The 22,301-nt window shown below is 70.1% G+C and carries 24 protein-coding genes; 12 read left to right on the plus strand and 12 right to left on the minus strand.

Going from position 1 to position 22,301, the window contains the following annotated elements; all coding sequences use genetic code 11:
- Positions 1-2: 2 nt before the first annotated feature.
- Positions 3-1,157: a zinc-dependent metalloprotease gene (locus CP984_RS17240; protein ID WP_004571925.1), complete on the minus strand. Its 1,155-nt coding sequence runs from the start codon at positions 1,155-1,157 to the stop codon at positions 3-5.
- Between the two features lie 258 nt (positions 1,158-1,415).
- A complete protein-coding gene (gene dacB / locus CP984_RS17245) occupies positions 1,416-2,930 on the minus strand; it encodes a D-alanyl-D-alanine carboxypeptidase/D-alanyl-D-alanine endopeptidase (protein WP_226048666.1) in 1,515 nt (504 codons plus the stop codon).
- A 200-nt stretch (positions 2,931-3,130) separates the two neighbouring features.
- On the opposite strand from dacB, the gene CP984_RS17250 reads away from it, so the two are divergent.
- Positions 3,131-3,628 (plus strand): inorganic diphosphatase, encoded by a 498-nt coding sequence (locus CP984_RS17250; protein ID WP_004571927.1) that lies wholly within the window; start codon positions 3,131-3,133, stop codon positions 3,626-3,628.
- Positions 3,629-3,893: 265 nt separating this feature from the next.
- Here CP984_RS17250 and CP984_RS17255 read toward each other — a convergent pair whose 3' ends face one another.
- Complete coding sequence (locus tag CP984_RS17255; RefSeq protein ID WP_004571928.1) at positions 3,894-5,693, minus strand: threonine/serine exporter family protein; 1,800 nt, start codon at positions 5,691-5,693, stop codon at positions 3,894-3,896.
- 234 nt (positions 5,694-5,927) lie between these two features.
- Positions 5,928-6,647, minus strand: a complete 720-nt coding sequence (locus CP984_RS17260; protein ID WP_004571929.1) for a DedA family protein — start codon at positions 6,645-6,647, stop codon at positions 5,928-5,930.
- A 290-nt stretch (positions 6,648-6,937) separates the two neighbouring features.
- Here CP984_RS17260 and CP984_RS17265 point away from each other — a divergent pair, with 290 nt between their 5' ends.
- Positions 6,938-7,309 (plus strand): YbjQ family protein, encoded by a 372-nt coding sequence (locus CP984_RS17265; RefSeq protein ID WP_004571930.1) that lies wholly within the window; start codon positions 6,938-6,940, stop codon positions 7,307-7,309.
- Positions 7,310-7,407: 98 nt separating this feature from the next.
- Here CP984_RS17265 and CP984_RS17270 read toward each other — a convergent pair whose 3' ends face one another.
- The gene (locus CP984_RS17270) at positions 7,408-8,166 is read right to left on the minus strand and encodes a MerR family transcriptional regulator (protein WP_004571931.1); all 759 of its coding nucleotides are present in this window, start codon (positions 8,164-8,166) and stop codon (positions 7,408-7,410) included.
- Positions 8,167-8,283: 117 nt separating this feature from the next.
- Here CP984_RS17270 and leuE point away from each other — a divergent pair, with 117 nt between their 5' ends.
- Entirely contained in the window at positions 8,284-8,958 is a 675-nt protein-coding gene (gene leuE, locus CP984_RS17275; protein WP_030184903.1) for a leucine efflux protein LeuE, read from the plus strand.
- A 13-nt stretch (positions 8,959-8,971) separates the two neighbouring features.
- Here leuE and CP984_RS17280 read toward each other — a convergent pair whose 3' ends face one another.
- Complete coding sequence (locus CP984_RS17280; RefSeq protein ID WP_004571933.1) at positions 8,972-9,382, minus strand: hypothetical protein; 411 nt, start codon at positions 9,380-9,382, stop codon at positions 8,972-8,974.
- Between the two features lie 267 nt (positions 9,383-9,649).
- On the opposite strand from CP984_RS17280, the gene CP984_RS17285 reads away from it, so the two are divergent.
- The 4 genes from CP984_RS17285 (at position 9,650) to CP984_RS17300 (ending at position 12,009) form a co-directional block, all read left to right on the plus strand.
- Positions 9,650-10,498, plus strand: coding sequence for a helix-turn-helix domain-containing protein (locus CP984_RS17285; protein WP_030184907.1), 849 nt, complete (start codon positions 9,650-9,652; stop codon positions 10,496-10,498).
- 12 nt (positions 10,499-10,510) lie between these two features.
- Positions 10,511-10,702, plus strand: coding sequence for a DUF397 domain-containing protein (locus CP984_RS17290; protein ID WP_004571935.1), 192 nt, complete (start codon positions 10,511-10,513; stop codon positions 10,700-10,702).
- A gap of 411 nt (positions 10,703-11,113) precedes the next feature.
- Positions 11,114-11,542, plus strand: coding sequence for an ATP-binding protein (locus CP984_RS17295; protein ID WP_004571936.1), 429 nt, complete (start codon positions 11,114-11,116; stop codon positions 11,540-11,542).
- Positions 11,536-12,009 carry a hypothetical protein gene (locus CP984_RS17300; protein WP_004571937.1) on the plus strand — a complete coding sequence of 158 codons (474 nt, stop codon included), beginning with the start codon at positions 11,536-11,538 and terminating at the stop codon, positions 12,007-12,009. Before CP984_RS17295 ends, CP984_RS17300 begins: the two co-directional genes overlap by 7 nt.
- 89 nt (positions 12,010-12,098) lie before the next feature.
- On the opposite strand, the gene CP984_RS17305 is transcribed toward CP984_RS17300, so the two are convergent.
- Positions 12,099-13,148, minus strand: a complete 1,050-nt coding sequence (locus tag CP984_RS17305; RefSeq protein ID WP_004571938.1) for a methyltransferase — start codon at positions 13,146-13,148, stop codon at positions 12,099-12,101.
- 354 nt (positions 13,149-13,502) lie between these two features.
- Between CP984_RS17305 and wrbA the strand changes: the two genes are divergently transcribed.
- Entirely contained in the window at positions 13,503-14,165 is a 663-nt protein-coding gene (wrbA, locus tag CP984_RS17310) for an NAD(P)H:quinone oxidoreductase (RefSeq protein WP_003984646.1), read from the plus strand.
- A 15-nt stretch (positions 14,166-14,180) separates the two neighbouring features.
- Entirely contained in the window at positions 14,181-15,593 is a 1,413-nt protein-coding gene (locus CP984_RS17315) for a glutamate decarboxylase (RefSeq protein ID WP_003984645.1), read from the plus strand.
- Positions 15,594-15,744: 151 nt separating this feature from the next.
- On the opposite strand, the gene CP984_RS17320 is transcribed toward CP984_RS17315, so the two are convergent.
- A complete protein-coding gene (locus CP984_RS17320; protein ID WP_030184912.1) occupies positions 15,745-16,407 on the minus strand; it encodes a PadR family transcriptional regulator in 663 nt (220 codons plus the stop codon).
- 97 nt (positions 16,408-16,504) lie between these two features.
- On the opposite strand from CP984_RS17320, the gene CP984_RS17325 reads away from it, so the two are divergent.
- Together CP984_RS17325 and CP984_RS17330 are read left to right on the plus strand one after the other, a co-directional pair.
- Positions 16,505-17,242 (plus strand): bleomycin resistance protein, encoded by a 738-nt coding sequence (locus CP984_RS17325; protein ID WP_003984643.1) that lies wholly within the window; start codon positions 16,505-16,507, stop codon positions 17,240-17,242.
- Between the two features lie 240 nt (positions 17,243-17,482).
- Positions 17,483-17,851, plus strand: a complete 369-nt coding sequence (locus CP984_RS17330) for a hypothetical protein (protein WP_003984642.1) — start codon at positions 17,483-17,485, stop codon at positions 17,849-17,851.
- A gap of 64 nt (positions 17,852-17,915) precedes the next feature.
- Here CP984_RS17330 and CP984_RS17335 read toward each other — a convergent pair whose 3' ends face one another.
- The 3 genes from CP984_RS17335 to CP984_RS17345 form a co-directional block, all read right to left on the minus strand.
- A complete protein-coding gene (locus tag CP984_RS17335) occupies positions 17,916-18,461 on the minus strand; it encodes a DinB family protein (protein WP_003984641.1) in 546 nt (181 codons plus the stop codon).
- Between the two features lie 225 nt (positions 18,462-18,686).
- Complete coding sequence (locus CP984_RS17340; protein WP_003984640.1) at positions 18,687-20,144, minus strand: aldehyde dehydrogenase family protein; 1,458 nt, start codon at positions 20,142-20,144, stop codon at positions 18,687-18,689.
- Between the two features lie 89 nt (positions 20,145-20,233).
- A complete protein-coding gene (locus CP984_RS17345) occupies positions 20,234-21,097 on the minus strand; it encodes a helix-turn-helix domain-containing protein (protein ID WP_063604359.1) in 864 nt (287 codons plus the stop codon).
- 320 nt (positions 21,098-21,417) lie between these two features.
- On the opposite strand from CP984_RS17345, the gene CP984_RS17350 reads away from it, so the two are divergent.
- A complete protein-coding gene (locus CP984_RS17350) occupies positions 21,418-21,915 on the plus strand; it encodes an ATP-binding protein (protein WP_030819774.1) in 498 nt (165 codons plus the stop codon).
- Between the two features lie 110 nt (positions 21,916-22,025).
- On the opposite strand, the gene CP984_RS17355 is transcribed toward CP984_RS17350, so the two are convergent.
- Positions 22,026-22,265 (minus strand): DUF397 domain-containing protein, encoded by a 240-nt coding sequence (locus CP984_RS17355; protein ID WP_003984637.1) that lies wholly within the window; start codon positions 22,263-22,265, stop codon positions 22,026-22,028.
- Positions 22,266-22,301: the final 36 nt, after the last annotated feature.

Below are 22,301 nucleotides of genomic sequence, written 5' to 3' on the forward strand. Positions count from 1 at the left end.
CCTCAGCGATGCACCCGCGCGACCCAGTCCGCCGGTTTGGCGATCTCCTGTTTGGTCGGCAGCGTGTTCGGCGACGTCCACACCCGGTTGAAGCCGTCCATGCCGACCTCGTCCACGACGGCCCGTACGAACCGCTCGCCGTCCCGGTACTGGCGCAACTTCGCGTCCAGCCCCAGCAGCTTGCGCAGCGCCTGGTCCAGCCGGCCCGCGCCGCTGGCCCGCCGCTTCTGGAACTTCTCGCGGATCTCCGCGACGGACGGCACCACATCCGGGCCGACACCGTCCATCACATAATCGGCGTGCCCCTCCAGGAGCGACATCACCGCCGTCAGCCGCGCCAGGATCTCCCGCTGCGCCGGGGTCTGCACCAGGTCCACGAAGCTGCGGCTCCCGTCGTCCCCCTCCTCGCCCTCCGGCCGGCCGCCGGTCAGCGACTGGACGGCCTCCCGCAGCCGCTCCAGCAGCGTGCCCGGGTCGATCTCCGTCTCGCCCAGGAAGGACTGGATCTCGCCCTCGATGTGATCGCGCAGCCAGGGCACGGCCGTGAACTGCGTACGGTGCGTCTCCTCGTGCAGGCACACCCACATGCGGAAGTCGTGCGGGTCCACCTCCAGCTCCCGCTCCACGTGCACGATGTTCGGCGCCACCAGCAGCAGTCGGCCGCCCTGCGCCCCCGCCGGCAGGTCGCGCGAGGCGGGCGCGAAGGTCTCGTACTGGCCGAGAACGCGCGAGGCCAGGAACGACAGCAGCATCCCCAGCTCGACGCCGGTCACCTTGCCGCCGACAGCGCCCAGCACGGCGCCGCCCGGCATGGAGGAGCGGCGCTCCTCCATCTTGTGCAGCAGCGGCTTCAGCACGGCGCGGAAACCGGCCACATTGGCCCTGATCCAGCCGGGGCGGTCCACGACGAGGACAGGGGTGTCGTGCTGAGTACGAGGCTGCTCCGCGCCCGGCTCCCCCTCCGCCGCCGACTCCGGGTGCACCATGCGCGTGAACCTGCGCACATGCTCCTCGGAAGACTTCGCGTGCCGCCGCAGCTCGGCGACGATCTCCCGCGCCTCGTCGCGGCTCACCTCTGGTCCCGGCCGCACGAACCGGGTCGCGGTCGCTACCGCGAGGTTCCAGTCGACCATCTCCACACCACCGATGCTCGTCATGGGTTCACGGTACGTGGGCGCATCCGCTGGGGGTAGCGCAGCGCGGGTCGCCTGCGGCGGGCCGGGCCGGTTCGTCGGTGGCGGTTCGGTTTCGGCTGCCGGTCCATTTGCGCCTGCGGCGGGCTGTGGCCGCTGCGCGGGGCTGTCAGGTTCGGGGACGGGCCTGCGCGGCAGGCCGCTCCGGCCCGTCCCCTTCCGTGGTGGGGTGGGGAGAGGGTGGGGTCTTGCTGGTGTGGGTGGTCGGGTGCTGGTTGTTTGCTAACGGCAACCGCAGTTCGCTACTGCTGTTGCCAGGCGGTCCAGTGCCTGTTGGGCGGCCTGGGGGTCGGTGGTGTTGTTCGTCATGAAGGCGAAGAGCAGGAGGCGGCCGTCGGTGTCGACGACCGTGCCGGCCAGGGTGTTCACGCCGGTGAGGGTGCCGGTTTTGGCGCGTACGGTGCCGGCGCCCGCCTTTTCGCCCGCGTAGCGGCCGCTGAGGGTGCCGGTGAAGCCGGCGACCGGGAGGCCGGTGGTGACCGGGCGCAGTTCGGGGTGGTCGGCGGATGTGGCCAGGGTGAGGATGCGGGAGAGCAGGCCGGCCGAGATCTTGTCGTCGCGGTCCAGGCCGCTGCCGTCCTCGAAGACGGCGCCGTTCAGCGGGAGCTTGAGGGTCGCCAATTCCTTGCGTACGGCCCGGCCTGCGCCCTCGAAGCCGGCCGGTTCGCCGCCGGCCAGGGCCGTCTGGCGGGCCAGCGCCTCCGCGATGTCGTTGTCGCTGTGGGTCAGCATCCGCTCGACGAGCCCGGCGAGCGGCAGGGAGCGGACGGTGGCGAGGCGGGGGGCCTTGGCGGGGGCGGTGGTCTTGGCGGGCTCGCCGTCGACCGTGATGCCGCGGTCCTTGAGCATCCGCGCGAAGGTACGGGCGGCCGCGGCGGCCGGGTCGGTGTCGCGGGGCGCGGGCCCGTATTCGCTCTGGTCGAGGCGTCCCTCGTCGGCCATGAGGGGCGTGACGGGGGCGATGTTCTCGTTGGGGCTTATGGGGTGCAGCACCGGTCCCGTATAGGCCGAGGTGTCATACCCGAGCCGTACCTTGGTGGTGCCGCGGTCCTTGAGCGCACGGGCCGTCCCGTCGGCCAGCGCCCGCAGGCTTGCCGGCTGGTCCTGGGCGTCCTGCTTCGGCGTGCGGGCGGTGAGGGTGGGATCGCCGCCGCCGACCAGGGCGATGCCGCCGCTCCCGGCCTCGACGACCGTGGTGTCGATGCGGTGCTCGGGGCCGAGCGCGGAGAGCGCGGCGGTGGCGATGGCCAGCTTGACGGTCGAGGCGGGCGTGGCGTTGCGCGCCGGTTCGGTGCCGAAGAGTTCCCGGCCGGTGGCGGCGTCCACGACCGATGCCGTACGCAGCGAGCCGAGCGCCGGGTCCTTCATCAGTGGCGCGAGCACGTCGGCCAGGGCCTTGGCTTCGGGCGCGGGCGGCGTTCCGCCCGCGGGTGCGCCGGCCGCGGCCAGTACGGGCGGCGCGCTGGGTACGGTCGCGGTGCCGCCCGGGGCGTGACGCTCGCCACCCCTTCCGTCGGCCGCCGCGGCGCGGGACCGCTCCGCCGTACGCTGGCCGGAGTCCCAGGGGCCGGCCAGCGTCACCGCTCCGGCCGAGACCACGAGTCCCAGGACGGTGGAGCTGGCCGTCAGTCGTACGGTCTGCCGCTGCTGCTTGGAGGCGGACCGCCAGGCGGTACGGGTGGTGTCCACGGCGGACCGGTAGGCCGAACGCGCCGAGCCCGCCGCCGAACGGGTCACGGACGCGGCGGTGGACCCCGCCGACCGGGCCGAGCCCGCCGCCCGCCGGGCGGAACGTTGCGCCAACCGCTGCGCGGCCTGCCACCTGACCTGCCACGACCTGGTCTCCGGCACTTAGGACCAGCCCCTTTCGCCACCACACACCTGCGTGGGGGACACTTAATCACCAGACGTATGTGTTGATCATGGAGGAGCCACCCGTGGAGTTCGACGTCACCATCGAGATCCCGAAGGGTTCGCGGAACAAGTACGAGGTGGACCACGAGACCGGACGGATCCGCCTGGACCGTCGACTCTTCACCTCGACCAGCTACCCGGCCGACTACGGCTTCGTCGAGAACACCCTCGGCGAGGACGGCGACCCGCTGGACGCGCTGGTCATCCTGGACGAGCCGACGTTCCCCGGATGCCTGATCAAGTGCCGCGCCATCGGCATGTTCCGTATGACGGACGAGGCCGGCGGCGACGACAAGCTGCTGTGCGTCCCGGCTTCCGACCCGCGCGTGGAGCACCTGCGCGACATCCACCACGTGTCGGAGTTCGACCGCCTGGAGATCCAGCACTTCTTCGAGGTCTACAAGGACCTGGAGCCCGGCAAGTCCGTCGAGGGCGCCGACTGGGTCGGCCGCGCCGAGGCCGAGGCCGAGATCGAGGCTTCCTTCAAGCGCCTGGAGGCGCAGGGCGGCGCCCACCACTGAGCCTGCGGCTCGGGAGGAAGTCGGCCGCCTGACGAAGTAGGTGCAGGTCGGCTGACAGCAGTATGTGTTCGCGGAGGCGGCATCCGGATGGTCGGGTGCCGCTTTTGCGTTGTCGGGGTGCATCCGGAACGGTCCAGCCAAGTTCAGCCTTTCGCGGCTGCCGGGCGGGCCCAGCCAGATCAAGCCCGTCCGGGGGTACCTCCCAGCGTTGGCTGGGGGAGCTTGAGGATGACGCGGCCGGAGGCACGCGGAAAACCGCCGCCCCCTAGAAGCCCCGCGTCCGCTTCGCCGCCCGCCGCTCCCCCGGCTCCTCCTGAGCCATCCCGGGTGCCTTCATGAACAGGCGGGCCACCTCGCCGCCGAGGTTCACGCCGACCGCGATGGCCAGGGCCAGGGACGCGGCCTTGATGAGGGAGGAGACGCCGGGGCCGATGTCGCCCTGGGCGAAGTTGAGGAGGCCGAAGTACGTGGCGCTACCGGGCAGCAGCGGACCGATCGCGGCGGTGACGTACGGCAGCGCGGAGGCGTACCGGTAGCGGCTCAGGAGCTGGCCGAAGAGGCCGACGAGGCCGGCGGCGATGGCCGTGGCGGGTACCGCGTTCATGCCGCTGACGTTGGCGAGCGCGCCGTAGGTGACCCACGCGACGCCGCCGTTGAGCGTGGCGAGCAGGACGGTGTGACGTTCCTGCTGGAGCAGTACGCAGAAGGACAGCGCCAGCAGCATGGCGGCCAGCGTCTGCACCGGCGGATCGTTGTACGCGCCGAATCCGGCCGCCGGGTACAGGTACTCCGGATTGAGCTGCAGCCCGATGTAGAGCGCGGCGAGCACGCCGATGACGATGCCGACGATGAGGTAGCCGACTTCCAGCAGGCGTGCCGAGGCGGTGATGTAGTACCCCGTCAGACCGTCCTGTACGGAGGCCACCAGGGCCCGTCCGGGGATCAGCGCGAAGAGGCCACCGGTGATCACCGCGGACGCCTGCACGGCGACGTGCGAGAAGCTGAGCGCGACCCCTATGGCGGCCGGCGGCATCGCCGCGACCACGAACTGGTAGAACTCCGGCAGCCCGCGGCTGGACGCCAGCCAGGCCAGCCGGTCGCCGAGCATCGAGCCGATCGCCGCCGCGATGAAGACGATCGCCCCGCCGCCGACCAGCATGCTCGCCGCGCCGGACAGCAGTCCGGAGGCGACGGTGAGGGACCAGCTGGGGAAGGGGTGGCGGTTACGGCGGATCTCGGCCAGGCCGCGGTACGCCTCCTCCAGGGTGATGCCTTCGGAGGTGATGTCGTCGACGAGGCGGAAGACCGCGGACAGCCGGGTGTAGTCCACGCCGCGCCGCCGCACCGTACGGCTGGCCGTGACCGGGTCGTCGACCAGCGACGGCTGGTAGGAGATCGACAGCAGCGTGAAGGTGACGGTGGGCTCGACCCGCTCCAGCCCGTACGCGTGCGCGACGCCGAACATCGCGGCTTCCACGTCCTCCGCGCCCTCGCCGCCGGCCAGCAGGATCTCGCCGATACGCAGCGTCAGGTCCAGGACGCGCGGTACGGCGGGCCCGGTGTCCTCCGCGCGCTCCACCCGCTCCGGCACCGGCCGCTCGCCGACCGGCATGCGCAGCATCGTGCGCATCCGGTCCTGCCAGGGCGTCTGCTTGGTCAGGTTGATGACGGGGATGCCGTGCGGCGGTGTGAAGGCGGGCCAGCCCGCCGGGGTCCGGTCGGGCAGCTGGTGCTGCCCGGTGGTGCTGCCGTTGCCGGTGGCCGTACCGCCGGGCGGGCTGAAGGCGGAGCCTTCCGGCTCGGCCGGCGACTCGGTCTTCAGGCCCTCGGGGAGGGCGAACTCGGAGGTGGGGTGTTCTTCCTCGGGGACCGGCGGGTACGGCACGCCGAGCGGTGGTGTGAAGGCGCTGCGCGCCTCGTCCGTCTGCGGTTTGCGGTCCTCGGAGTGATCGGTTCCGCCGTTCGCACCATTGCTGGTTCCGTGCACGCCTTTGACGCTGTTCACGCCGTTCTTCCCGTTCGTGCCGTTGGTTCCGCGCTGTCCCCGCTGTGCGTCCGACGCCACGTCTCTTCGCTCCTCGTACGCCTCCTGCCGACCATCAAGGACACGATGCCTGATGGTCGGCAGGGGCGCGCGGGGCGGGGCCCTCACTGAGGTTCTTATGGGCTGCGGGTTTCCCCTGCGCAACGAGAGAAACCCGGGACTTCCGGTGCGCCGGTCACCGGCGCCGCCGGGGCCGGGCGCACGAACGCGCGGGCCGGTGGGCCCGCGCGCCGCGTCGCCCGTAGGGCCGTACGCCTACCGCTTCGCGTGCCGTCCCCGGCGCCCGTCGTTGCCGGGCTGGCGGGGCGGCTGGACGGCGCCGGCCGGGTCGTACGCCGCCCGGGCCGTCGCCTTCTTGTTCTTGCCGCGGGAGCGCAGGTACTCGATGGCGATCGGGACGACGGAGATCAGCACGATCGCGATGAGGATCAGCTCGATGTGCTTGTGCACGAACTCCACATTGCCGAGCGAGGCGCCGAGCAGGGTCACGCCCGCGCCCCACAGGACGCCGCCGACCACGTTGAAGATGATGAACGAGCGGTAGTTCATCCGGCTCACGCCCGCGATGATGGGCGTGAAGGTGCGGACGATCGGCACGAAACGGGCCAGGATCAGCGATTTCGGACCGTGCTTCTCGAAGAACTCATGCGCCTTCTCCACGTTCTCCTGCTTGAACAGCTTGGAGTCCGGGCGCTTGAAGAGCGCGGGCCCGACCTTGCGGCCGAAGAGATAGCCCACCTGGTCGCCGAGGATCGCCGCCACCACGATCAGCAGGGACACCAGCCCCAGCGGCTTGTCCAGCTTGTTCGTCGTCACCAGCAGGCCGGTGGTGAACAGCAGCGCGTCGCCCGGCAGGAAGAAGCCGATCAGCAGGCCGGACTCCGCGAAGACGATGATCAGCACGCCGATCAGCCCGAACGTGCCGATCAGGTAGTCCGGGTCCAGCCACTGGGGGCCGAGCGCGAGAGTATTCACGGGGTGAAGGCTCCTGGGTCGAGGGCGCCGGATCGTGCGGTGCGACGGGGATGGAGGCGCAGTGTGCGGCCCAAAGCTATCAACGCCGGATGACATGCCGTGGTTCCAGCCGCCTGTCACCGGCCTCCGCGGGCCCTCGGACACGTCCCGGAACGGCCCCCGCGCCCTCCCTGGCCGGACGCCGACGGCCCCCTCCCCCGGGTCCCCCGGTTTCACCCCGCCCCCATGAGACGCTCCCCCGAGGAGCCGGCCTCCCGGCGGGCTCACCGCACGGAGGGACAGGACACACGATGGGCATCGAGGAGTTCGGCGGCGGGCAGGCCGCGCAGGCCGACGTACTGGTGGTGACGACCAACGACGTCCCCGGATACGAGGTGCAGCGGGTCATCGGCGAGGTCTTCGGCCTGACGGTGCGCTCGCGGCACCTGGGCAGCCAGATCGGGGCCGGGCTGAAGTCGATGATCGGCGGCGAGCTGAAGGGCCTGACCAAGACGCTCGTGGAGACCCGTAACCAGGCCATGGAGCGGCTGGTCGAACAGGCGCGGGCCCGCGGTGCGAACGCGGTGCTGATGTTCCGCTTCGACGTGACGGAGGCGGCGGATGTGGGCACGGAGGTCTGCGCGTACGGCACCGCCGTGGTGATCGCCCCGAAGACCGCCTGAGCGGCCGGTCCCGGCGACGCGGCCGTACGGACCGGTCCGGTCCGGCCCGCGACGCAGCCGTACGGGCCAGGGGGCGCGCTCCCCTGTCCCGTACGGGCTCAGCTGTTGCGCACCGCGTTGGCGAGCATCGCGTCGCGCATGTAGACGGCCAGCCCGGGCCGGATGGCCTCATAGGTGGCGGTGAAACGCTCGTCCGCGACGTACATCTCGCCGAGTCCGGTGTGCATCTCGTACGAGCAGTCGTAGTAGCCGGACGAGATGAACCGGCGGTGCTCCTCCGCGACGTCCATCGCCTCGGCCGAGTCGGCCGGCAGCCCGCTCGCCATCGTGTCGGCCATCTTCCGGTGGATGGCGTCGAACTCCTCCGTCAGCCGCTTCCAGTCCTCCTTCGTGTACGCGGCCGTGCGGCGCTGCGACTCCTTGTACGCCTCGGTTCCGCCCCAGCGCTCGCGCACCTCGCCCGCGTAGTCGTCCGGGTCGAAGTCCCCGAAGACCTCGAACTTCTCCTCAGGGGTCAGGTTGACGCCCATCTTGCGTGCCTCCATCGCGTGTTCGACGGCGGTGGCCATGGCCTGGAGCTTGCCGATCCGGGCGCTCAGCAGCGCGTGCTGCCGCCGCAGGTGCTCCTGCGGGTCGGCGTCCGGGTCGTCCAGGAGGGCCGCCACCTCGTCGAGCGGGAAGCCGAGCTCCCGGTAGAACATGATCTGCTGGAGCCGGTCGAGATCGGCGTCGCTGTAGCGCCGGTGGCCGGCGTGGCTGCGCCCGCCCGGCACCAGCAGCCCGATCTCGTCGTAGTGGTGCAGGGTACGCACCGTCACACCGGCGAATCCGGCGACCTGTCCCACGGAGTAGCCCATCGCTCCCGCCCTCCTTCTCGGTACGCACTTCACGATGCGCCCTCACGTCACGTGAGGTGCAAGTCCGTATCCCGGAAACCTGTGGGACGGATGGGACCCCAGTGGCATCCTGCCCCCATGCTGGGGATAACCGATCTTCCGACCTATCTGGTGGGCGTCGCGCTCATCGTGCTGCTGCCGGGCCCGAACTCGCTGTACGTCGTCTCCGTCGCGGCCCGCCGGGGCCCGCGCATCGCCTACCGCGCGGCGGCCGGCGTGCTGTGCGGCGACACGGTGCTGATGACGCTGTCCGCGGGCGGCGTGGCCTCACTCCTCCAGACCAGCCCGGTCCTCTTCGCCATTGTGAAGTTCGCGGGGGCGGGCTATCTGACGTGGCTCGCGATCGGCATGCTGCGCGGCGCCTGGTCGCTGTGGCGCAACCGCGAGGCCGCCAAGTCCCTCCGCAAAAAGGCCACAGCCGACGAGGCCGGCCGGACCAAGGAGGTCCGCGAGCGCCCGTACCGCCGCGCCCTGGTGATCAGCCTCCTCAACCCCAAGGCGATCCTCTTCTTCATCTCCTTCTTCGTCCAGTTCGTGGACCCCCACTACGCCCACCCCGTCCTCTCCTTCCTCACCCTCGGCGCCTGGGCCCAACTCTTCAGCTTCACCTACCTCACCATCCTCATCTTCAGCGGCACCTACCTGGCCGCCACGTTCCGCCGCCGCAAGCGTCTGACGGCGGGACTGTCGGCGGGCGCCGGAGCGGCATTCCTGGGCTTCGCGGCAAAGCTTTCGCTGGCGAGTGCGGGGTGAAGGGCGGGGCCCACTAATCCCGGGTGGCCCCAGCAGGCCAGATGACATCAACCGGCACGCCCACACGCCGGGCGTACGCGACCACATCGGCCGTACCGCCGAGCCCCCGGGCCTCCTTCCCGTCCCACACCGCCACCAGCCGGTCGACCAGCCTCACCAGAATTTCGCTCCCCGCCATGTGAGCCTCCGGACACGACTCCCGCAGCCCGGTGCGATGCACCTCCACCGCCTGCCCAAGGAGCGCGTCATACGTGGCGCGGTGCCCCTCCGGAAGCCCGGCACGATAGCCCTCCGCGGGCACGACGGCCTCGATACGCCCTCCGAACGCGAGCACGATCTCCGCAAACCACGTATCGGGCCCGTCAGCAAGACACGAGACCCCACAGAGTTCCGAGGCCCCATACCCCCGCAAGCGCGCCTGCATCTCGGCCCGCGCGGTCTCCTCGATGGCCGCCGAGAGCCCTCTGTGCCCAGTCGCATGGTGCGGCTCCTCTCACGTCCGGCCCCAGACCAGGCCGCTGTCGGGCCGATGGAGACCATCGTGGCGCGTGAGTGCCGCGGATTCGACGGGCGGTGGCCGTAGGCGTGAGGTGTGGCACTAGCTCAGTTGTACGTATTCGTATAACTCGTTGGACCTGATAGACCCCCATAAGTACGCGGGCCACACTGAGACCCGACAGAAGGGGAGCGGATGCCACCCAGGAAGTCGCCAACAGCGCGACAGCGCCGTGTGGGCACCGAGTTGCGGAAAATGCGTGAGCACGCCGGCCTCACACTCGCCGAGGCCGCAACCCTGCTCGGCACGGACCGGACCACGATCAGCAACACCGAATCGGGGCGCTTCGGGGTGAGCCGGGAACGTGTGCGAGCGTGGGCGTCGCACTACGCCTGTCCCGACGCCTCCTACATCGATGCCCTGGCCTCCATGGCGGAAGAGCGCATCAGCGGTTGGTGGGAGGACTACAGGGGAGACCTGTCGGGCGGTGCGCTCGACCTCTCCGAGTTGGAGCACCACGCAGTCGCACTGCGCTCGGTGCAAATCATGCACATGCCCGGCCTGCTCCAGTCCGAGGAGTACGCCCGCGCCGTCTTCGCGGAAGCCGTACCGCCCCTCGAACCTGCCACCCTCCGCCGTCGGCTGTCCCACCGGCTGAGGCGTCGTGACGTGCTCGACCGTCCAACGCCTCCGACCTGTACGTTCCTCATCCACGAGGCCGCGCTGCGGATGGAGTTCGGCGGGCGAGGGGTTGCTCGAACGCAGCGCGCGTACCTGCTCAAAGAGATGGAGCGGGACAACGTCGAAGTACGCGTCATCCCCTTCGGAGCGGGGTTCCCGAACGCCGGAAGCTCGACCCTCTACGCGTACGGCCCCGTGCCGCAGCTCGACACCGTGCAGACGGACACGCCGACGGGGCCTGCTTTCCTTGATGCGGATACTCGGCTCGCCAATTATCGAGCGGTTCTCGACCGCACCCAAGAAAGAGCCCTGACCCCCGCGAAGTCGTTCGACTTCGTCCATAAATTGACGCATCAAGCGTGAAAGCTGGGAACCGTGGACATTCAGTGGCAGAAGTCTTCGAAGTCGACCGACGCGGAGGGTAACTGCATAGAAATTGCCGTCCATGGAGGCGGGATTCTGATACGTGAGAGCGATGCCCCGCAGGACATCATACGGACGTCGCAAGCCCAATTGTGCGCACTCATCTCGGGAGCCAAGGAAGGACGGTTCGGCGACCCGAACTGACCCGTGAACAGGTGAGCCCCTACGCCGAGATCTGCGTAGGGGCTCACCTGTTCACGGGTCGCAATCGTTGGCGCGCCTCGTCTCACTCTTTAGACGTACAACAGTTGATACGCATCAGTGTCAGGCGCTACGTTCCTCATGCGTCACCGTTCCACGACCACAACGGCACGGTTCAACGCTTCCCTTCCCGTCGATCACACGTGCGGGACTCATGAGAAGCGCGCCGCCAACGCGCCCGACAGCGCGACAACACAAGCGACAACCAGCGACAAGCTCTACGCGGAAACGGTGCTGCGCCGAATAATTCCCCAAGCTCGCCCACTCCTCGATGTCGACGCAATGAGGGCCGACCACAGCCACTGAAACGTCGCGCCAATCAGGAGGGCGAGGGCGACGAAAGGTTGCCGACCCATGCAGAACATCGCCCGCGGAGACTCCCTTCAGGAAGTACTCACACTCGCATCACCACGGACATTTCCCGGTACGGCCAGAAGCGTTGGGCAAGCCCGCACCTACGCCCGCCAAGCGGTCCAAAAGTCCGTACCCGGAATCACCGAAGAACAACTCGACCAAGTCGAACTCCTCGTCAGCGAACTCGTCACCAACGCCTGCCGCTACGGGACCGAGCCCGGAGACCTCGTCGCCGTGGCCGTGACGGCCTCTTGCGCCGGGGCGCGGATTCAGGTGCATGATCCGGCTCGGCGTCGGCCCCGTCGGAAACCCCCTAACGCGGACCGCCAAAGGGGCCGCGGGCTGCTCATCGTCGAGGCGCTTTGCGACAGTTGGGGCGTGGCGGACCGGCCGCTCGGGAAGGTCGTGTGGGCGGTGCTGGCATGGTGATCGCGGTCCCGCCCGTGCCGGGGCCGGCGTTCGTCGGCGGTGTCGTGGTCAGTACGTGGCTCGACGCGGCCCCGCCGACCGGCCTCGTGGCGTGGATGCTGATCGCGCACCCGCCTCCGCGCCGTCCCGGCGAATCCGTCGAGCGTATCGAGACCTCTTTGCTCGGCATGGCCGGTGGCCTCGGGTTGCGCGCCGCTTCGGGGCGGGTTCCGAACATCGGTGACCGGCTGACGGTCCGGGGGCCGCACCTCGTACTCGACTACGGCCACCCGGACTTCTGTTTGCGGGTGCCACGGCCGACGGTCCGATGGGCCGAACACGTGCTGGGTGGCGTGCCTGTCTGCCTTGTGATCGGTCTTGACGCGATTGCGTCCGGGGCGGGTCGCGATGCGATCGAGGGGTATGTGGACCGATCCACCGCCCGCGACCGCGCCTACATGGGAGCCACAGCCGTATGCCGCCCATAGCGACAGCCCCCAACCAACGCGCCGCCCGGCCGGGCAGGTTGCCGGGCGGCGCGTGGTGGGCCGGTCGGAAGTGACCGGCCCGTACCGGCTCAGACCGGAGCGGCCTCGATGAGGACGTAAGGGTCCGGGGCCGGTAGTGGGGTGAGGCCGGTGAGGTGGAAGCCGGCCTTGGTGCAGAGGGTTTCGAAGTCGGCGCGGGTGCGTTCCCGGCCGCCTACGTTGACGAGCATGTTGAGGTCGCTCAAGTAGGGGAGGGCCGAGGTGTCGGGGCCCACGGTGTCGGTGAGGACCGGCTCGATGATCAGGAGGCGGCCGTCCGGGGGCAGTACCTGGCGGATGTTGCGCAGGATTTGCGCGCACTGGTCGTCGTTCCAGTCGTGGATGACGCTTTTGAGGAGGTAGAGGTCGCCGCCGGCGGGGGCCTCGGTGAAGAAGTCGCCGGTGCGCAGGGTGACGCGGTCGGCGACGCCCTCGGCGGCCAGTTTGGCGCCGGCCTGGGCGAGGCCCTCGGCGCTGTCGTAGATCATGCCGCGCGGTGCGGGGTGGGCCCGCAGGATGGCGGCGAGCAGCGTGCCGTCGCCGCCGCCCACGTCGACGATGGTGCCGAAGCGCCCGAAGTCGTAGGCGGGCGGCACGTCCTGGGCGGCGATGCGGGTGCCCTGGCCCATCGCGGTGTTGAACACCCGCGACAGTTCCGGCTCACTCTTGAGGTGGCTGAAGAAGTCCGTACCGAAGATCGCGTCGAAGACGGGTTCGCCGGTGCGAACGCTGTCCTCCATGCGTTCCCGGGCGCGGGTCATGAGCGGCTCGCTGAAGATGCGCGCGAGCGCGTACATGGAGTCCGGGGCGTCGCTGCGCAGCAGCGCTCCGGCGGCGGTGGCCTCGAAGACGGCCGGTTCGGGTTCGGTCAGCAGGTCCAGTGCGGCCAGGGCGCGCAGCAGGCGCAGCGTGGCCTGCGGGTGGGTTCCGCAGTCGGCCGCCACCTCGTCCGCCGTACGGGTGCCGGCCCCGATGCGGTCCAGCAGGCCGAGCCGGACGGCCGTGCCCACGGCGTACGTGGCGAGCTGTCCGAACAGCAGCCCGGTGACGGTGCCGCGGGCCGCGCGTGTGGGTGTCGCCCGTTCCTCGTTCGCTTCCACGTCCGCTCCTTGGTCTCATTCGCCTCGGACGCCGCTTCCGTGCCAGGTCGTGGCCCGGGGACGGCGCGGCGGGCCGGCGGACCGTACCCCCCGCCCCGCGTTAGTTAGGTAAGCCTAAGTTGATCGCCAGGGCTGCGCAACACACGTACGGGAATCGGTTGTTGACGCTTCACTCATCGAGCGTCACGGTGGGGATAGGCGCCGTACACGGCCCGGCGACCTGCGGCCGGGCGCGACCGCGGGCGCGGCCCGACCGGGCGCGACCGCGGCGCGGTCGCCGACACAGCCGCGGGCGCGCCCAATCCCCCGTATAACCCGGTATGCCCGTATCGTCCCTCCAGAGGAGGTATCACCATGACCCAGCCCAGCGACCGGCCCGAAAGCAGCACCGGCCCCGGCGACCGCTCCGTACGCCTCGCCGTCATCTACTACTCCTCGACCGGGACCATCACCGAACTGGCCAAGGCCATCGCGGACGCCGCCGAGAAGGCGGGCGCCGAGGTACGGCTGCGCAAGGCCGCCGAGCTGGCCCCGCAGGCGGCCATCGAGTCCAACCCCGCCTGGGCCGAAAACGTCCGCGCGACCGCCGACATCGCCGAGGCCACGCCCGACGACATGCTCTGGGCGGACGCGGTGATCTTCGGCTCGCCCACCCGGTACGGCAACATCGCCTCGCAGCTCAAGCAGTTCATCGACACGCTCGGCGGGCTGTGGCAGCAGGGCAAGCTGGCGGACAAGGTCTACAGCGGCTTCACCGCCTCCGCGACCAAGCACGGCGGCCAGGAGACGACCCTGCTCGCCCTCTACACCACGATCCACCACTTCGGCGGCATCGTCGTGACGCCCGGTTACACCGACCCGAGCAAATTCGCGGACGGCAACCCGTACGGCACCTCACACGTCGGTGGCCCCGAGACGCCGCTCGACGACGAGGTGCGCACCGCCGCCGGCGTCCAGGCGCGGCGTGTCGTGAAATACACCCGCGCCCTGAAGGCGGGGCTTTCCGAGGCCGGCTGAGGGTACGCGGCCACCATGGCACTCCACGAGGGCGCGTCCGCCAGGGACCGCGAGCAGCGTCTGTCGGTCAATCCCTTCTACGGGGAGGCCGACCCGGTGGCGGGCATGGCCGAGGCGCCGCCCCGGCATTCCCTGCCGGACGCCCCGGTCACCCCGCGCGCCGCCTACCAGCTGGTCCACGACGAGCTGATGCTGGACGGCAACGCCCGGCTGAACCTCGCCACCTTCGTCACCACCTGGATGGAGCCGCAGGCCGACATCCTGATGGCGGAGTGCCGCGACAAGAACATGATCGACAAGGACGAGTACCCGCGCACCGCCGAACTGGAGCAGCGGTGCGTGGCCATGCTCGCCGACCTGTGGCACGCGCCCGACCCGGCCGGCGCCGTCGGCTGCTCCACGACCGGCTCCAGCGAGGCGTGCATGCTCGCCGGCATGGCCCTCAAGCGCCGCTGGTCCAGGGCGAACGCCGACCGCTACCCGGCCACCGCCCGGCCCAACCTGGTCATGGGCGCGAACGTGCAGGTGTGCTGGGAGAAGTTCTGTACGTTCTGGGAGGTCGAGGCGCGGCAGGTGCCCATGCGGGGCGACCGCTTCCACCTGGACGGGGAGTCGGCCGCCGCGCTCTGCGACGAGAACACCATCGGCGTCGTGGCGGTCCTCGGCTCGACGTTCGACGGGTCGTACGAGCCGGTGGCGGAGATCTGCGCGGCCCTGGACGCCCTTCAGGAGCGCACCGGGCTGGACATCCCCGTGCACGTGGACGGGGCGTCCGGCGCCATGATCGCGCCGTTCCTGGACGAGGACCTGGTGTGGGACTTCCGGCTGCCGCGCGTCGCCTCCATCAACACCTCGGGCCACAAGTACGGGCTGGTCTACCCCGGCGTCGGCTGGGCCCTGTGGCGCGACAAGCAGGCGCTACCGGAGGAGCTGGTCTTCCGCGTCGACTACCTGGGCGGCGACATGCCGACCTTCGCCCTCAACTTCTCCCGGCCCGGCGCCCAGGTCGTCGCCCAGTACTACACGTTCCTGCGGCTGGGCCGGGCCGGCTACCGCGCCGTACAACAGAACACGCGCGACGTGGCGCGCTCGCTCGCCGACCGTATCGGCGCCCTGGGCGACTTCCGCCTGCTGACCCGCGGCGACGAACTGCCCGTCTTCGCCTTCACCACGGCCGACGGCGTGCGCGACTTCGATGTCTTCGACGTCTCCCGCCGCATGCGCGAACGCGGCTGGCTCATCCCCGCCTACACCTTCCCGCCCGACCGCGACGACCTCTCCGTCCTCCGCGTCGTCTGCCGCAACGGCTTCTCCCACGACCTGAGCGACCTGTTCATGGCCGACTTGGAACGTTTGCTACCGGAACTGCGGAAGCAGGGCGGACCGCTGGGGAACCGGTCGGGGACGGACACGTCGTTCCATCACTGAGGACTGCACCGAGGACAGTGGCAACGCGTCACCCGGCGTCACTCGTGCTGGTGGCGCTACGGTCGGTCGCAGGACGCGGAGCCACGAACGCGTATACGATTCGGTTCCGTTCCCGGTCGAAACCGGCCTCCACTCCCTGACCGAAGCGTGATCAATCACCGGACGCCGCCGCCTCCTCCTCATCCGCCGGCTCCGGCTCCCCCGTCGCATACGGATTCTCCTCCCCCTCCGCCAGCACCCCCACGAACGGCTCCCCCTCCCCCGCGAAGACGTACGCCCCGCCCTCGATCCGCTCGATCAGCCCACGGGTCCAGTCCGCGCCGGTGTCCGCCGCGTTCACCCACATGTTCATGATCTCGCCGATATGGCCGAGCTGCTCCGGGCCGTCCGCCGGTGTGTAGTACTCGGTGACCGACTCCCGCCACTCCTCCAGGCCCCGCACCCGCTCCTTGAGCAGGGCCACGGCCTCCTCGCGGGGCAGGTCGACGATGAAGCCGATCGCCGCGCTCAGTTCGTCCACCTTGCGGTCGTACTGGGACAGGGAGTCGCGCAGCAGCTTGAAGTACTCCGCCGTGCCCGCCTCGGTAATCTCGTACTCCGTGCGCGGGGGGCCGCCGGCGGTACTGGGGGCGATGTCGTGCGCGTGCAGCAGTCCCTGCTTCGCCATCTGTTTGAGAGCGTGGTAGATCGACCCCGGTTTGGCGTTGGACCACTCGTGGGCGCCCCAGTATTCGAGGTCGTTGCGCACCTGGTAACCGTGCGCCCGCCCGTGCTGTCGCACGGCCCCCAGTACCAACAGCCGGATCGCCGACATCGTCTCCTCGCATCCTTCACGCTCGCGCTGTGGCCAGCCTAGACCTCTTCTCTAATCAAGTTTGAATACCTGCTTGGCGCGCCCTACGCTCACCCTCATGGCCGAGACCGTGATTCCGATCCTCCCGTGCCCCTCCATCGACGAACTCCTCGACTTCTACCGGGCCCTCGGTTTCGAGGAGACCGCGTACCAGAAGAGCCCGAACCCGTACTGCGGCGTCCGCCTGCGCGGCATCGAGCTGCAGTTCTTCGGGATGAAGTCGTACGACCCGACCACCTCGTACAGCACCTGCTACGTCCTGACCGACGACGTGGACGGGCTCCACGCGGCCTTCCGCGCGAGCCTGAAGGCCGCGTACGGCAAGGTGCCGACCCGCGGGCTGCCGCGGATCGGGGCGCTGAAGGACATGGCGTACGGCGTGCGGCAGTTCCTGATGACCGACCCCGGCGGCAACTGCATACGCATCGGGCAGCCGATCGCGGACAGCTTCGAGTACCCGGCCGTCCCCAAGGAGCGGTACGCGCGCGCCCTGCACCAAGCGACGTTGTTCGCCGAGTCCAAGGGCGACCACGCCGCGGCGGCCCGCGTCATCGACCGGGCGCTGGAGAACGAACGGGGCGTACCGGGCAGTGAAGCGGCACCGGCCGGGCCGACCGCGCTCCAGCTCTTCCAGCTTCTCGTCCTGCGCGCCGAGACGGCTGCTCAGTTGGACGGCTCGACAGCGGCCGTTCCCTGGCTCGACCGGGCGGACGCGGTCGAACTCGACGCCGCGGAACGCGAGTCGGCACGCGACGTGCTGCGCCGGGCGGCGGAGTTGCGCGACGCCGCGAGCTGAAGGCGGGTCGGCGGTACGGAATGGCCCGCAGGCGCCCCATCCAGTCGGGCCGCTGTCCGGGACACGCCCGTCCCAGCGCTCTGACCAGCCCGGACACCAGCCCGCTTGTCCGGGACAGGCCAACCCCGTTGTCCCGCCGCCATGGCCGTACGCAGACTCCTGACCCGTCGGCCGGAGCCGGGGCGGAAGCCCTGCCCCCGGCAGCGACCTGTCCAGATGGTTTCTGCGAAGGGATTCCGCATGCGTACGTCGAAGAAGCTGGTGGCCGTGGCCGGGCTGGTGGCCGGAAGTGGACTGATCTGGGCGGGGCCTGCGACAGCTCGGGCGAGCGCGCCGACGACGACCGCGGCGGCCGTACGGGCCCTCCCCGCCGGTACGGCGCTCTCCCCCGCCCAGGCCCTCGCGGCGGGGTGCACCAAGGGCGGCCACGGCCAGTCGGTCGGCTTCGCGAACTGCCCGTCGTCCTTCGGCAAGTTCAAGGTACGGGTCTGGTGCACCTGGGCCGGCAGCGGCCTCAGCGCGTCGTGGCGCACCAAGTACAACGCCGCGAGCTGCAGCACCGGCAGCGTGCACACCGAGTCCAACGGCATCGAGATCATCAAGTACTGAGCGCAGCGCCCGGCACCGGCACGGGGGGCCGGTGCCGGGTCCGGCCGGTACGGAGGGGGCCGCGTCAGCCCTGCGCCGCGCGCTCCTCATCGACCAGGGTGAAGGCGGTCTTGCCGTCCAGGGACTCGCGGATGATGTCCGCGTGGCCGGCGTGCCGGGCGATCTCCTCGATCAGGTGGAGCAGCAGCCAGCGCATCGACTGCTCCGCCTTCGGCGGGAACCAGGGGGCCTCGGGCAGCGGGAACGTGCCGTTCAGGTCCGGCTGCGACCGGATGAACTCCTCGGTCGCCCGCGCCGTCTCCTCCCACTCGGCGAGCAGGCTCGCGACCGTCTGCGACTCCTCCAGCTGGAAGCTCAGGTGGTAGTTGGACATGTCGCGCTGGACGGTGTGCGGCACCTGCTGGGCGGTTTCCAGCCAGTCGCGCTCCACCTCGACGACGTGCTTGAGCAGACCGGCCAGGGACAGTTCGCTGGCGGACGGCTTACGGCTGGCCTGTTCGTCGGTCAGCCCGAGAACGGACCGGCGGATACCGCCGCGCTGCGCCTCCAGGAAGGCCAGGAGCGCGCCGCGCTCGTCGCCGTGGGCTTCGGCCGGAACGTGAGCGGGCATGGGAGCCGCCTTTCGTGAGGGCCGCGGCGCTGCTGCCGTGGTCGACAGGGAAAAAGCTACGGGCCATTGAGGACAGGTGGTGTCCTCAATGGCCCGCGGCTTTGGCCGCGTCCCGAAAATCGCCGCCCTGGATACGGGAAGCCTGGCCACCGGCGCCCGTCCGGGCCGCGTCGGCCGGTCCGGACGGGCGTGCTGGCGGTGCCGCGGACGGAAAGCGGCCGACCCTCAGAACGGGAACCGCGACCGCCCGTGCTGGATGGAGATCCACTTGGTGGTGGTGAACGCCTCCACCATCGCGTCGCCGTTCAGCCGCCCCAGCCCGGAGCCCTTCTCGCCGCCGAAGGGCACGATCGGCTCGTCGTGCACCGTGCCGTCGTTGATGTGGATCATGCCGGTCTCGATGCGCTTGGCGAACCGCACGCCGCGCTCGATGTCCCCGGTGTGCACGGCGCCGCTGAGCCCGTACGGGGAGTCGTTGGTGATCCGTACGGCCTCCTCGTCCCCGTCGAACGGGACCAGCGAGACGACCGGGCCGAAGACCTCCTGGGTGAGCGCGCACGAGCCCTCGGGCAGGCCGGCCAGGACGGTCGGACCGACCAGCGTGCCCCGGGCCGTGCCGTGCACCAGCGCGGTGCCGCCTTCGGAGACGGCACGCTCCACCACCGCGGTCACCGCCTCCGCCTGGCCCTCGTTGATCAGCGGGCCGATGTGGGTGGCCGGATCGGTCGGGTCGCCCACCTTCAGGGTCTTGACCTTGGCGACGAACTTCTCGGTGAACTCCTGCTCCACCGCGCGGTCCACCAGCACCCGGTTGGCGGCCATGCAGACCTGGCCCTGGTGCACGAAGCGGCTGAAGACGGCGGCGTCCACCGCGTAGTCGATGTCGGCGTCGTCCAGGACGACCAGCGCGCTGTTGCCGCCCAGCTCCAGGACGGTGCGCTTGAAGTGGGAGGCGGCGACGGTCGCAACGTGGCGGCCGACCTTCTCCGAGCCGGTGAAGGAGATGACCTTCGGCACCGGGTGCTCGATGAGCGCGTCACCGATCTCCGCGATGTCGGTGACCACGACGTTCAGCAGCCCGGCCGGCAGCCCGGCCTCCTCGAAGACCTTGGCGACCAGGCCGCCGCCGCAGATCGGGGTGTTCTGGTGGGGCTTGAGCACGACGGCGTTGCCGAGCGCGAGCGCGGGCGCCACCGACTTGACCGACAGCAGGAACGGGAAGTTGAAGGGGCTGATGACGCCGACGACGCCGACCGGGAGGCGGTAGAGCCGGTTTTCCTTGCCATCCACCGGGGACGGCAGAATGCGGCCCTCGGCCCGCAGCGAGAGCTGGATCGCCTCGCGCAGGAATTCCCGTACGAGATGCAGCTCGAAGGCCACCTTGGCGTGCGTGCCGCCGACCTCGGCGGCGATCGCCGCGCCGAGTTCCTGCTCCCGGTCGTCGATGATCCGCAGCGCGCGCTCGAAGACCAGCCTGCGGGTGTACGGGTTGGTGGCCCCCCACTCCCCCTGCGCGCGTTCGGCGGCACGGTACGCCTGGTCGATCTCGTCAACGGTGGCGACGGTTATGGACGCCAGCTTCTCCCCGTCATAGGGATTGAAGTCGACGATGTCCCACGAGCCGCTTCCGGCCCGCCATTCGCCGTCGATGTACTGGTACGCCAACTCGTCGAAGAAGGACATGAGAAATCCCAATCTGGAGGGCGGGACGCGCATCGGGGCGCCCGGCCGGGGGGTGCTGGCTCCTGATTGGCACTCATGCTACCTACGGGTTAAGTCAGTTGGAGTAGACCACGTATCAAGTCCCTGGTCTCGGCCGGATTCGGACTGTCCTCCTGGAGGCGGTCCATGACACGCGCGTACTGCGTCACCTCGTCGCGCTTGTCGAGATAGAGGGCGCTGGTCAGCTGCTCCAGGTAGACGACGTCGGGCAGCCCGGGCTCCGGGAATCCGAGCGTGGTGAAGGCGCCGCTCTCGCCCGCGTGCCCGCCGAAGCTGAACGGCATCACCTGGAGGCGCACATTCGGCCGCTCGGAGAGTTCGATCAGGTGCCGCAGCTGCCCGCGCATCACCTCGCGGTCGCCGTACGGGCGGCGCAGCGCCGCCTCGTCGAGCACACAGTGGAACTCCGGCGGGCGCTCTGCCAGCAACAACTTCTGCCGCTCCAGACGCAGCGCGACCCGGCGGTCGATTTCTGCCGCACCGGCATCGGGCATACCGCGGCGCACGACCGCATGCGCGTACTCCTGCGTTTGCAGAAGCCCGTGCACGAACTGGACCTCGTAGGCGCGGATGAGGGAAGCGGCCCCCTCCAGGCCCACATATGTCTGAAACCAGCCGGGCAGAACGTCGCCGTAACTGTGCCACCAGCCCGCGACGTTGGCCTCCCGGGCCAGTACGAGCAGTGCCTCGCGCTCCTGCGGATCGTTCACGCCGTACAGCGTGAGCAGGTCCTCGACGTCCCTCGCCTTGAAGCTCACCCGGCCCAGTTCCATCCGGCTGATCTTCGACTCGGAGGCGCGGATGGAGTAGCCGGCCGCCTCGCGGGTGATCCCGCGCGACTCACGCAACCTGCGGAGCTGTGCCCCCAGCAGGATGCGCCGCACCACGGACCCGCTCGATTCACTTGCGGACACCTTTGTGACCCTCCCATGGCCCACCCCGTCCAACAGTGGGCCGCAGTCTGCCACGTCCGGGCTTCGTTGAGTGCTCATCCGGTTACTGATGTGTGAGGTCCGGGCAGCCGCTCCACAAGAACACGTAGGAAGAAATACGCGTGAAGTGGCATGCCCGCCCCCAAACAGGGCGCGTGCACGTGCATCTGCCCTTGCATCTGGCGTACGCATTGGGAACCATGGGCAGCGCACGCATGCACGCTCGTGAAAGATCCGCCAGACCGCCAGATCCGGGTGCCCGGCCAGGATCATGACGTCCGCGAATGCCAGGGGTGCCTCGCATGGGAACGACTGTTTTGACCATGCTCCAGCCGTTATGGCAGGACTTTCCTTCCGCCGACCCCCTGGCCGTCTCCGGTTCCGTCTCCTATTCGCTGGCACCACGGTACGAGTCGGTGCGCGGAGCCCGGCAGTTCACCCGCGAGACACTGCACCGTTGGGAGCTGGAGGACATCTTCGACGGGGTCGCCCTGGTCGTCTCCGAACTGGTCACCAACGCGCTGCGGCACACCGCGGCGGTCGGCGGCGGAGCGTGCGAGACGTCCCACGACGCGTCCGCACTGCCCGCCAGGCTGCACCTGATGCGCTGGTCGTCCCGGCTGGTGTGCGCGGTACGGGACTCCAGCGACGCGACGCCGGAGGCCGGGGAGGCCGAGGCCGGCGCGGAGTCGGGCCGCGGCCTGTACCTGGTGGACGCCTTCAGTGACGGCTGGGGCTGGCACCCCCTGGCCAACGCGCCGCACGGCAAGATCGTGTGGGCGCAGTTCAGACTGCCCTGAGCGGCGGATGTTCCGGGGCCGCGGGGGCACGGGGCCCGGGGGCCCCGGAACATCCGCCGGCCTGCCCGGACGGCCGGAACCGTCCGGGCAGGCGCGCGGGCAGGCGGTGATCAGTCCCTGACCAGGTGGTCGAACTCGCCGTCCTTGACGCCCAGGATCATCGCCTCGACCTCGGCCGGCGTGTAGACGAGCGCCGGGCCGTCCGGGAAGCGCGAGTTGCGTACGGCGATCTCGCCGCCCGGCAGTCGCGCGAACTCCACGCAGGAGCCCTGCGAGTTGCTGTGCCTGCTCTTCTGCCAGATCACACCGTGGAGATCCGTTGCGGCCATGCCGTTGTATGCGTCGGGCACAGGTGTCTCCCCCGGTGGATGCGGTGGTCAGCGGTG

Source organism: Streptomyces rimosus, assembly GCF_008704655.1.
Lineage (GTDB): Bacteria > Actinomycetota > Actinomycetes > Streptomycetales > Streptomycetaceae > Streptomyces > Streptomyces rimosus.